This is a genomic window from Rathayibacter sp. PhB152, assembly GCF_003751395.1.
Lineage (GTDB): Bacteria > Actinomycetota > Actinomycetes > Actinomycetales > Microbacteriaceae > Rathayibacter > Rathayibacter festucae.
Map to the genome: position 1 here is coordinate 744,593 of NZ_RJUT01000002.1, position 11,532 is coordinate 756,124.

Genomic DNA, 11,532 nt, shown 5'->3' on the forward strand with positions numbered 1-11,532 from the left:
ATGGCCAGCAGCGCCGCCCGGTCCACCACGGTTCCGGGCGCACCGCCTCCCTCTCCCGCACCGACGTCCCACACCGAAGCAGGCCCTCCCATGCGATTCCGCTCCCTCACCTCCGCGGTGGCGCTCCTCGCCGCCGCGACGCTGGTCCTCACCGGCTGCTCGCTCAAGGAGGAGTCCTCCGGCGCGAACGCCGCGAACGCCGCCGCCGCCGAGGCGACCACCGCCGCTGCCTCGACCGCCGACGTCCCGAGCCTCGAGGGCAAGACGGTCGGCGTCGCGGCGAAGGACATCGTCCACGACTTCTCGCGCATCGTGTACCAGTCGGTGCAGGACCGTGTGGAGGCGCTCGGCGGCACCGTCGTCGCCACCCAGGCCGAGGCCAAGGACGACAAGCACGTCTCCGACATCGAGAACCTCGTCGCGCAGAAGCCCGACGCGATCATCGTGATCCTCGGCGACGCGACGACCCTCGCGCCGGCGCTGAAGGAGGTGCACGACGCGGGCATCCCGCTGTTCACGATCGACAACGTGTCCGAGTACTCCGAGAACAACGTCACCAGCGACAACTGGCAGATCGGCTCGACGCTCGCCCGCACCATCGCCGAGGACATCGGAGGCTCCGGGCAGATCCTGGTCTTCAACGGCTTCCCGGGTGTCGCGCCCTGCCGCATCCGCTACAACGAGCTGAAGCTCGTGCTCGAGGACTACCCGGGCATCTCGATCCTTGAGCCCGAGCTGCAGGACAAGTACGAGGGCACGATCGAGGACGCGAAGCAGCAGATCGGCGACGCGCTCTCGCGCTACCCGAAGGGCGAGATCTCGGCGATCTGGTCCTGCTGGGACACCCCGCAGATCGGCGCCGCGCAGGCCGTCGACGCGGCGGGCCGCGACGAGATCAAGATCTACGGCGTCGACGCCGACCAGGGCGCGCTCGACCTGATCGCCGACCCCGACTCCTCCTACACCGCGACCGTCGCGCAGCAGAACCTCGCCATCGGCGCCGGCTCGGCCGACAACGTGGCCCGCTTCCTCGGCGGCGAGGCGGACGCGGTCACGCCGACCACCTACTTCGCCCCGGTGCTCATCGACAAGGCGAACATCGCCGAGAAGACCGCGGAGCTCGGTCTCGGTGGCTAGTCCGTCTGCGGCCCCGGCCACCCGGCCCTCGGCCTCTCCGGCGCCCGCCCTCGAGATGGCGGGGATCTCCAAGTCCTTCGCCGGCGTCCCGGTGCTGCGCGACGTCGCTCTCACGGTCGGCCGCGGCGAGGTCGTCGCCCTGGTGGGCGAGAACGGCGCGGGCAAGTCCACGCTGATCAAGATCCTCACCGGCCTGTACTCGGCCGACGCGGGCTCGATCGCGATCGACGGAGCGCCGGTCGCGATCACCGCCCCGCGCGACGCCGAGCGGGCGGGCATCCGGGTCGTGCACCAGGACCGGCACCTGGCCGTCCGCCTGACCGTGGCGGAGCAGCTCTACCTCGGCCACGAGCGGCTGCGCCGCCGGGGCACCTCGGCCGAGGCCGTGCTCGCCGAGCTCGTCGGCCTCGTCGTCCGCGGCGGCACCCTCGTCGACGACCTCACCGTCGCCGAGCAGCAGCAGCTGCAGATCGCCCGGGCGCTGCTGGTCGAGCCGCGGATCCTGGTGCTCGACGAGCCGACCGCGCCGCTCGCCGCCGAGGAGGTGGCGGCGCTCTTCGCCTCGATCCGCCGGCTGCAGGCGCGCGGCGTCGCCGTGATCTACATCTCGCACTACCTCCAGGAGGTGCAGCGCGTCGCGAGCCGCGTGGTGGTGCTGCGGAACGGCGCGAACGTCGGCGGGCTCGACCTGGTCGACGGCGACGCCGAGCAGGGCGCCCGGATCGTCGAGCTGATGCTCGGCCGCGACGTGGAGGAGTTCGCGCTCCGCTCCGACCGGGTGGTCGCCGCCGACGCCGCGCCGCTGCTCGAGCTCGAGGCGCTGACCGTGCCCGGCGCGCTCGACGCCCTCGACCTGACGGTCCGGCCGGGCGAGGTCGTCGGCGTCACCGGCCTCGTCGGCTCCGGGGTCGACGTGCTCGCGGACGCCGTGGTCGGCCTCGCCCGCCGCAGCGGCCGGGTGCGCGTGGCCGGCACCGCCACCTCCTCCGCCCGGGCCTTCGTCGCCGCGGGCGGCGGCTACGTTCCGAGCGACCGGCGCCGCGACGGCGTCCTGCTCGCGCACACCGTCCGGGAGAACCTCTCGATCGCGTCGCTCGGGCGGATCAGCCTCGGTGGCCTGCTGCCCAGCCGCCGCCGAGACCGGGCGCTCGCGCTCGAGCAGATCGCCGCACTGGACGTGCGGCCCGCCGATCCGGAGGCCGTGGTCGGCACGCTCTCCGGCGGCAACCAGCAGAAGGTCGCCGTCGGGAAGTGGCTGGCCGCCGGCTCGCGGGTGCTCGTCCTCGATCAGCCCACCGCGGGCGTCGACATCGGCAGCCGCGCGGCGGTCTACGCGCTCATCGACCGGCTCGTCGACGAGGGCGCCGGCATCCTCCTCGTCTCGCTCGACCTCGAGGAGCTCGTCGGCCTCGCCGACCGCGTCCTCGTGCTGCACCGCGGCGCCGTGCGCGCCGAGCTGCCCCGGAGCGAGCTCAGCGTCGACCGGGTCCTCGCGATCGCCTCCGGCGCCGTCGCCCCCGACACCCTGGAGAGTGCTCGATGACCCTCACCACCGCGCCCGCCGAGAAGGCGTCACCGACGGAGGCGCCCGCCGCCCCGCGCGCCCGCCGCCGCGGCATCGGCGCGCTCGCCCTGATCGGCTACCTCGTCGTCGTCCTCGAGATCGCGGTGTTCAGCGCCGCGTCGCCCGTCTTCGCCACCGGCGGCAACGTCTCGACGATCCTGATCCAGGCCGTGGTCCCCGCGATCGCCGGCTTCGGCCTCGCGATCGTGGTGATCACCGGGGGCGACGACGTCGTCCGCGGCGGCATCGACCTCGCCTCCGGTCCGATCGTCGGGCTCTCCGGCGTCGTCGCGGCCGTCGCCCTGACCGCGGGCTTCGGTGCGCTGCCCGCCGTGCTGCTCGCCCTGCTCGTCTCGGTCGGCTTCGGCGCGATCAGCGGCACCGCCGTCGTGCTCGGCCTCCGCCCGCTGCTCGCCACGCTCGCCGTCTCCGGGATCGTCGGCTCCGTCGTCTTCCTCGCCACCGACAACGTCAAGGTGCCGGTCGCGGATCCGCTCTTCGACTGGCTGCGCGGCGGCAGCGTCCTCGGCCTCCCGGCACCGGTCGCGGTGCTCGCCGTCGTCACGGTGGCGACCGCCCTCGCCGTCGGCCGGACCTCCTGGGGCACCCGCAGCTACGCCGTCGGCCAGAACCCGACCGCGGCGAGCGTCGCGGGTGTCTCGGTCTGGCGCCACGTGCTCACCAGCTACCTGCTCTCCGGGCTCCTCGCCGGCATCGCCGGGCTGCTGCTCGCCGCGCGCCTCGCCGCCGCCGTGCCCGGGATCGGCAACCAGATCCTGCTCGACATCATCGTCACCGCCTACCTCTCGGTCGTGTTCTCGCGCCGCTTCGTCGTCACCATCGGCGGCACGCTGCTCGCCGCCGTCTTCGTGGCGGCGCTCGGCAACGGCTTCACCCTGATCGGCGTCGACAGCCAGTGGGTCGGCGCGATCAAGGGGCTGCTCATCCTGCTCGTCCTCGGCCTCGCGGCCCTCCGCGAGAGAGGGGTCCGCTCGTGACCGCCGTCGCCCTGCCCGTGTCCGAGTCCCGCCGGGCCCTCGCCGTCCGCCTGCTCGCGCCCGCCGCGGTCGTGCTCCTGCTCGCCGTCTTCGGCGCGAGCGTGCCCGGCTACTTCGCGCCGACCAACCTGCTCAACGTCGCGAGCGCCGGGGCGCTGCTGCTGATCGCGGCCTGCGCGATGACGCTCGTCGTCCGGGCCGGCGGCATCGACCTCTCGATCGGCATCGCGATCGACCTCGCGGCCCTCGGCGCCACCGCGCTGATCGCCGACGGCTACGTGACCTGGTTCGCGGTGCTGATCGGCCTCGGCTTCGGGACGCTGGCGGGCGTGGTCAACGCGGTACTGGTGATCGTGCTGAGGATCCGCGCCTTCCTCGCGACCCTCTCGGTCTGGTTCATCGGCACCAGCGCCCAGCAGCTGCTCACCGGCGGCGGCGCGCCGATCTACCTGCGCCGCCAGGCGACGCCCGACGCCTTCGCCGCCTGGGGCAACGCCACCGTGCTCGGCGTCGGCGTCCCGGTGCTGCTGGCGATCGCGGTCGCCGTCGCGGTCTGGCTGCTGCTGGACCGCACCCGCTGGGGCCGCGTGCTCACCGCGGCGGGGGAGCAGCCCGGTGCCACCCGCATCGCCGGCCGCCGGGTCGGGATCTCACTCGCCTCCGCGTTCGTCGTCGCGGCGCTGATCGGAGCGCTGGCCGGCATCGCGCTCGCCTCGCGCAGCTACGGCTACTCGCCGGCGAGCGGCCAGCTCTACGTGCTCGACGCGATCGGCGCGGTCTTCATCGGCGCGACGCTCTCCGCGCACGGCCGGCCGAACGTGCTCGGCACCGTGCTCGGCGTCCTGATCTTCGGCCTGATCAACAACGGGCTGGTGCTGCTCGGCGTCTCCTTCTACTGGCAGGGCCTCGTCCGCGGCTCGGTGCTGCTGCTCCTCCTGCTCGCGACCGCGCTGCTCCGTCGGGAGTCGATCGCGCCGCCGCTGCGAACGCTGCTGACGTCGCGGCGGTGACGGACGGGCATCGCGCGCCACCGACCTCCGCCGGACGTCCCCACCTCTCCGCGCATGCTGCTTCCGAACTAGGATCAGCAGTGCGCAGAGAGCAGGAGGAGACGACCATGACAGACATCGCCACGAGTCCGCCGCCGGTCACGAGTGCGACGGCGCCCGGCAGTGAGTCCGCCCTCGAGGCTCGGCTGAGGATCATCGTCGGACTCGCCCAGGGCGCCTCGGAGTCTCAGCTCGCCGACCAGCTCGAGCTCGCGCCGGACGTCGTGCACGAGCATCTCCGCGGCGTTCTCGTCCAGCTCTCTCCCGAGCTGCTCGCCATGGTCGCCCACCCCGAGCTGACCGACGGGCTGGACGGGCTGTATCGAGCCGTCCGCGACAGGGGAGGCGATGAGCAGACGCTCGCCGCGCTCCTCGCGGAGCAGACCGCACTCCTCTCGCGACACCGGTCGCCGGGCGGCGGGCTGGCCCAGGGTGCGGCGGACGTCCTCGTCGAGTCCGGGTCGATGACCGCCGAGGAGCTCGCCGAGGCCGAAGCGGAGGTCGCGCGCGGAGAGCTCGCCGACCTCGAGCGGCGCACCCGGCTGCAGGCGATCGTCGACTCGTTCGGCACCGCCGAGGTGGCCTCGCGACTCAGGATCGACGAGACCCGCGTGCGCCACCGGAAGGCGAAGGACGGGCTGTACGCCTTCAAGGTCGGCTCGAAGCTGCGGTTCCCGGCCTGGCAGTTCACCGACGACCGGGAGCGGCCGATGCTGCCGGGCGTCCCCGCGCTCGTGAAGGCTTTCCCGGAGGACATGCATCCCGCGAGCGTGCTCGGTTTCATGACCACGCCGCAGGAGGAGCTCCTCATCGGCGAGACGCCGGTCACCCCGGTGCGCTGGCTCTCCGGGGGAGGCGATCCGCGGGAGGTCCTCGTCGCCCTGGCCGAGTTCGACGAGTCGTGAAGGTCCCGCTCACCCCGCCGAGGACCTTCGTCACCGACCCGTCGCACCTGCGCGAGTACTCCGGACCGCTCTGGCGCCTGTATCGCAGCGCCGGCGCGCACGTGGGCACGTGGGACGCCCTGCGCCACCACGGACCGGTGCCGGGGATGCGCTTCGACCCGCACCCGCCTCCTCCGGGGCACCACCCGACCGTCGGCGTCCTCTACGCCGCGGCGGACGCCGTGACGGCGATCGGCGAGACGTACCAGCGTCGACGGGTGGTCGACCGCGTGCAGAACGCTCCGCGGCTCGTCGGCTGGCGTCCGTCCCGTCCGCTGACGCTCCTCGATCTCACCGGTGAGTGGCCCGTCCGCAACGGTGCGGCTGCCTCTCTCCAGATGGGGCCGAAGCGGGCCACGCAGGCCTGGGCCCGAGCGATCGAGGAGCGCCTCCGCAGCATCGACGGGCTGTGGCACCTGTCGGCGATCACCGGGAATCCGATCGCCACGCTGTTCAGCCGCGTGGAGCGGAAGCCGGCCTTCCCGCCGCGGCCGAGCCTCCACACGGCACTGAGCGACGTGACCGCCGATGCGGTGGTGCTCCACGCCGCCCGGCGACTCGGCTTCGCGGTGCTCGGGGATCCGTAGCCGCTGCCCGCCGGGTCGCGGCCGGCCCGGCGCTCCTCAGCTCCCGCCGAGCACGGCTCGACCATCGCCGCCCGCCGGTCACAGCCCGCGGTAGGCCGCCGCGGTGGTCGTGCGCAGGCCGTCCGTCTGCGCGGTGACCTGTGCGCTGCCCGCCGGGACGGTGGATCGCCGGGTGGCGAACGCCCGCGAGACCGTCGCGCCCGGAGCGACGCCTGCGATCGTCGAGGTGCCGTACGCGGTGACGATGGTGATCTCCGTCGCGGTCCTGCCGGTGTTCTTCGCCGTCACCGTGAGCACGACCGTCCCGAGGGTCTTGCGCGTGGCCGCGGTCGCCGTCACGGCGGGCGGTGCGGCGACCGTGGTGCGGGGCAGGGACACCGCCGGCAGCCCGGGGACGCGGGCGGCGATCGAGACGGTGCCGGTCGTCGCTCCCGTCCGGAGAGGGGGGAGCGCGGCCGTTCCCGTCGCCGCGGAGAGGACCGTCGCCGCCGTCGTGCCGTCGGTGAAGGTCGCCGGGCCGGTGAGGGTGAAGGAGACGGCGCGGCCCCCGAGCGCCCGGCCGCGCGCGTCGAGGACGTCCACACCGGCGGCGACGTCGCGCGTCGACGAGGTGGCGACGGTCGTCGCGGCGCCACGGGCGACGAGCGAGGCGATCGGGGCCACGCCGGTGGCGCTGAGCTCGGCGACGCTGGTCGAACCGCCGTACTCGGCGCTTCCCCAGGCCTGGAACACCGTGCGGAGGGCCGTCGTGGCCACCGGGGTGAAGGCGACCGTGTTCACCGCGTCCCGAGCGCGGCCGGCCGGGCTCGCTCCCGCGACCGGCACCCAGGCGCCCGCGGCGTCGAGGTAGTCGACGCGCCAGGACCGAGGCGGGATCACGCCCTGCTGCGCGCTGTCGGCCGCGTCGGCGGCGAAGCGCACTGACGCGCTGTCCACGGTCACCGTCGCCGGCCAGGTGAGCCCGAGCCACTGCTCGCCCACGCGGGGCCAGCTGCTCCACGCGGTTCCGGTCCTGCCGTCGACGGCGTCCCCGACGGACGACCAGCCCGAGGTGTACGAGGCGGAGGCCGCGGCACGACGGGTGATGTCGCCGACGTCCTCGGTGCAGGGCACGGTGACGGTGACGGTCGCCGTCCGCGCCGTCGCATCGAGGGCCTCCACGCGGAGCGACATGCCGGTGTTCAGGGCGACGGTCTCGCCGGCGAGGGTGAACTCGTTGCCGACGCTCGCGTCACCGGGCCGCTGCAGCAGCTCGGCGCTGCCGCCGGTGCTGCGCAGGATCTGCACGCCCGAGACCGTCCGCGGCGTCTGCCAGGGACTGCTGTAGGCGCCGCCGTCCGCTCGCGGATCGGCCTTGTCGCTGTACTGCGCCCAGTACCGCACCGCCGAGTCCTGCGGGTCGGTCCAGGTGAGGGCTCGAGGAGTGCCCGGACCGGCCCCCAGGGTGTCGATGACGGTCGTCCGCGGCGCGCCGCAGACGGGCTGCCGGGTGTCCGAGAGGATGCCGAGCTGCGCGAGGGTCGGTGCCGAGAGGGGAGTGAAGAGCCAGGAGTCGCCCATGACGTCGGTCAGGTTCCCGTACTCCTCCCGGGCGCACGAGGCACCGGGCGCGACGTCCCACGACGAGGCGCACTGGACACTCGCGGCGTGGAAGAGCGAGAGGTTGTGACCCAGCTCGTGGGCGAGCAGGATCGCGTCGGGACCGCCCTGGAACGTCCGCCCGCCGTCGTCCGGGTCGCCCGGCTGCTCTCCGTTGGCCCAGTTCGGGCAGGGGTCGCCCGGGGGCACCATGGCGACGAGGTGCCGCGCCGGTCCGGGCTGCCAGCCCGTCGTGCGGGCGATCCAGTCGTGCAGGCCGCCCGTGTCGCTGCAGCCGATCGGCTCGTCGATGCTCCGCCAGTCGATCAGCTGCTCGAGCTCGAAGCGCACGGCTCCGCCGGTCTCGCGGTTGTAGAAGTCGTCGACGAGCTCGAGAGAGCGGCGCGCGTCCTCCGCGCTGAACGACGGGGTCGTGCCCTGCGGCGCCACGAGGGCGATGGTCACCTCGTGCACGACGATGTCGGCACGGGAGGGGATCGCCACGTCGGTGAAGTCCGCCGGCGCGGCCGCCGCCCGGAGGAGCGACGGCGAGCCGGGTTCTGCGACGGCGTCGCTCGCCGCGGGTGCGGAGTCGACTCCGCCGCCGTCGCGGGCCGGAGGCGTCGAGGTGCTCGCCGTCCCGGCCGGCGCGGCGACTGCCGAGTGCGGCGCGGCGACGAGCCCCGCTGCCAGGAGGAGCCCGCAGAGGGCTCCGGTGAACTGAGTAGCGCGGCGCATGGTGTCCCCTCGATGGAGTGCCCGGACGACGCCGGGCGGAGCGGGCCGGATCGGCAGGGCCGGGCAGCAGCCCGCCGGCTCGTCCACTCTGGTTGTTACCGTGAACACTGCCGTGGATCCGCGGCGAGCGGGACCCCCCGTCGGGGTCGGGACCGGGGAGCCGCGGCCGTCCGGAAGCGTCGACGCGCCTCCGGACGGCCGTGTCGCTCAGCGCGTCAGCGTGATGCTGTCGAGCTCCGCGAAGCCGGAGCCGCCGGCGAAGAAGGGGGACCCCTTCGCGAGCCGGATCACGTTGAAGCCCGCCTTCAGATCGACCTGCCGCGAGACGGAGGAGCCGAAGGCGCCCCATGATCCCGTCGACGGGTAGGAGACGGTGCTGAAGGCGCTGCCGTTGACGGCGAGGCCCTGGGTCGAGGTGCTCGCTCCACCGTTGGCGTAGCGGATCCCGAGCCCGTAGCTGCCGGCGGTCGGCACCTCGACGACGAAGTCGACGAAGCTGTCGCTGCGGGCGTTCGACGAGCCGTCGATCCGGCCGACGTAGCCGCCGTTCGACGCCGTTCCGGCGGAGAGGAGCGAGGCGTTCACGACGGTCGCGTTCTCCGCCTCGTAGACCTGCTGGTAGCTCGTCGTCGGACCCGCCGCCGGGGTGACGACGAGCTGGTAGGCGCCGAGGTAGTCCTGGCTCGTCACCGGGACGGTGACGGTCCCGTTCGTGATCGGCAGGGTCTGCGTCGACACCGTCGTGGGCGCGTCGACGTTGGTCATGCGCCCGGACCGGGGCGTGTAGTTCAGGACGACCTTGGCCGAGGTCCCGAATCCGGTGAGGCCCTTCACCTGCACCTGGTTGTCGCCGAAGGTGCCGCCGAAGGCCGCGTTCACGATCTTCCGACTGGAGTCGTAGGACGCGAAGCCGTCGAGGTCGCCGGACGGCGTGACGGCGAGCATGTTCCCGGCCATCTCGCCGTACCACTTGTAGAGCCAGTAGGAGCCGGTCGGTCGGTTGTTCCAGACCAGGCCGCCGACGGTGCCGGACTCGTACCAGTAGGCGCGCTCGGCGTCGTGGATGCCGGTGCGCTCGAACTGCGCGATGAAGTGCGCGGCCACGCTCGGCGTGTCGATCTGGCTCGGCGAGCCGTACTCGTTGATGGAGATCGGCCGCGGCGAGATGCCGAGATCGCGCTCGATAGAGCGGTAGTCGGCGACGTGCTCGTCGATGTCGTTGTAGACGCCGTCCTCGAGCTCGTGCCAGACGACGACGTCGGGCAGAGTGCCGTCGGCCTTCGCGCGGGCCATGAACGAGCGCATCAGGTCGGGGTAGTAGCGGCTGTAGCTGGGGCCCACGATCGGAGTGATCGTGTCCTGGAGCTTCACCTGCCGGTAGGTGCGGGTCCAGCCGTCGAGGTAGGGGCCGGCCTTCGCCGTGTCCCAGGTCCCGTCGGGCTCGTTCCACAGCTCCCAGCCGTTGATGTTCGTGGTGGCGGTGGCGTCGAGACGGGCCTTCACCATCGTGTCGATCTTCTGCGTCCAGTCCGCCCAGCTGATCCAGCGGTACGGGAAGTCGGGGTACACGTCGGGCATCCGCGCGTAGGACTGCGCTCCGTCCCGGGTGAAGGTGCCGGCCACCTTCAGCACGTCGCCGGTCGGCGTCGTCGCTCCGTTGCCGAGCTGGCCGACTCCGGGGGCCGGCTGCGTGTGCTGCTTGAGGCGCAGCGGCGTCAGCAGGCCGGGTGCCGGGTCGTTCGGCGTGGCCAGCGCGTACAGGCCGCCGGCGCCGACCCGCGTGACGGGTCCGATCGACGTGCTCGCATCGACGACGAGCGTGTTGCCCGCGGCGGACGCGGGCAGCGTCGGGGCGACGAGCGTCGCGGCGAGCGCAGCCGCCGCGGCCAGACCGAAAAGTCTACGAAATCTACTCACAGAGAGCTCCTTTGCAGTGTGAATCGCACCCAATGAAGCCGTCTTCGCTGGCCTCCGGGTGGTGAGATCGACCGTAGCCAGCCCGGGGAGTTAAAGAAAGTAGTTTCGGTGTTTCGGTCGCCGCGAGGCCGCGATACCTGCTCGCGGAGCGCGCGCGGGCGAGCCGGTGCCCTCCGACCCGAACGGAGGGCACCGGTGCTCGAGCGGGCGCCGGGCCCTGCGTCGAGCCGTCGCCGGCGGATCACCCCGGCCCCTGCGGGAGCGATGCCGTCCGGCCCCCGGACGCGCTCCTCGCGCTGGGCGACGAGGCCGGTCCGGAGCTCCGGTCACCGGCGCGGAGCGCGGTGGACCCCTTCTTCGCCGGGCCCGCACGCGCGCACGTCGTCGGCGAGGGATGCAGATGTTCTCGGTAACACTTTTCTGCACTCGGGACACTAATGAGGTCCGCCGCCGGTGTCAACGAAGTGACAGGGGTACGAGGACCTCCTGGCTCCCAGCCATCCGTCGTCGAGAGCACGGTCCTCCACGAGATCGCGCACAGCCCGCACGCGGGCGGTCAGTCGGCGGCGTCGCGCGGGACGCGCAGCTCCCGGCTGATCGCGCGCAGTCCGGTCTCGAGGGCTTCGAGCTCCTCGAGCGAGAGGCGGGAGAGCACGTCCTCGCCGAGCTCCGGGCGCGCGGCCATCAGCTCGCGGACGACGGCCCGGCCGAGATCGGTGGCGTGGATGCGGCGGACGCGCTGATCGGCGCGGTCGGTCTCGCGGACGACCAGGCCGCTCGCGGCGAGGCGGTCGATGAGCTTCGACATCGAGGGCATCGAGACGCCGAAGCTCTGCGCGAGGCCCGCGCCGGTCGCGCCCTCCTCGGTCGTGACGATCACCGAGAGCGCCTTGAGCTGCTGGATGGTGAGGTCGGTGGTCAGCAGCGGCGCGAGCACGCGGGGGATCGACCGGATCGTGATCGCGATCGAGAGGCGCTCGATGTCCGAGAGGGCGCGGGCGCGGGGATCCATGGGACCAC

The 11,532-nt window shown here is 73.2% G+C and carries 9 protein-coding genes; 6 read left to right on the plus strand and 3 right to left on the minus strand.

Going from position 1 to position 11,532, the window contains the following annotated elements; translation table 11 throughout:
* Positions 1–90: 90 nt before the first annotated feature.
* From EDF36_RS06895 to EDF36_RS06915, 6 genes are all read left to right on the plus strand, one after another.
* Positions 91–1,137: a sugar ABC transporter substrate-binding protein gene (locus EDF36_RS06895; protein ID WP_123732387.1), complete on the plus strand. Its 1,047-nt coding sequence runs from the start codon at positions 91–93 to the stop codon at positions 1,135–1,137.
* A complete protein-coding gene (locus tag EDF36_RS06900; RefSeq protein ID WP_148059987.1) occupies positions 1,130–2,680 on the plus strand; it encodes a sugar ABC transporter ATP-binding protein in 1,551 nt (516 codons plus the stop codon). The genes EDF36_RS06895 and EDF36_RS06900 overlap by 8 nt, the downstream gene beginning before the upstream one ends.
* Positions 2,677–3,699, plus strand: coding sequence for an ABC transporter permease (locus tag EDF36_RS06905; protein ID WP_123732389.1), 1,023 nt, complete (start codon positions 2,677–2,679; stop codon positions 3,697–3,699). The genes EDF36_RS06900 and EDF36_RS06905 overlap by 4 nt, the downstream gene beginning before the upstream one ends.
* Entirely contained in the window at positions 3,696–4,709 is a 1,014-nt protein-coding gene (locus EDF36_RS06910; protein ID WP_123703795.1) for an ABC transporter permease, read from the plus strand. The genes EDF36_RS06905 and EDF36_RS06910 overlap by 4 nt, the downstream gene beginning before the upstream one ends.
* A gap of 107 nt (positions 4,710–4,816) precedes the next feature.
* The gene (locus tag EDF36_RS21165; protein ID WP_185020388.1) at positions 4,817–5,653 is read left to right on the plus strand and encodes a hypothetical protein; all 837 of its coding nucleotides are present in this window, start codon (positions 4,817–4,819) and stop codon (positions 5,651–5,653) included.
* On the plus strand, positions 5,650–6,279 hold the full coding sequence (locus EDF36_RS06915; protein WP_185020389.1) for an RES family NAD+ phosphorylase: 630 nt from the start codon (positions 5,650–5,652) through the stop codon (positions 6,277–6,279). The genes EDF36_RS21165 and EDF36_RS06915 overlap by 4 nt, the downstream gene beginning before the upstream one ends.
* Before the next feature lie 78 nt (positions 6,280–6,357).
* Here the strand turns inward: EDF36_RS06915 and EDF36_RS06920 are convergent, their stop codons facing one another.
* The 3 genes from EDF36_RS06920 to EDF36_RS06930 all read right to left on the minus strand — a co-directional run bounded on the left by EDF36_RS06920 (position 6,358) and on the right by EDF36_RS06930 (position 11,524).
* Complete coding sequence (locus EDF36_RS06920) at positions 6,358–8,595, minus strand: discoidin domain-containing protein (protein ID WP_123732392.1); 2,238 nt, start codon at positions 8,593–8,595, stop codon at positions 6,358–6,360.
* A gap of 207 nt (positions 8,596–8,802) precedes the next feature.
* Positions 8,803–10,512, minus strand: a complete 1,710-nt coding sequence (locus tag EDF36_RS06925) for a CBM35 domain-containing protein (protein ID WP_221181610.1) — start codon at positions 10,510–10,512, stop codon at positions 8,803–8,805.
* Between the two features lie 556 nt (positions 10,513–11,068).
* Entirely contained in the window at positions 11,069–11,524 is a 456-nt protein-coding gene (locus EDF36_RS06930; RefSeq protein ID WP_123703801.1) for a MarR family transcriptional regulator, read from the minus strand.
* Positions 11,525–11,532: the final 8 nt, after the last annotated feature.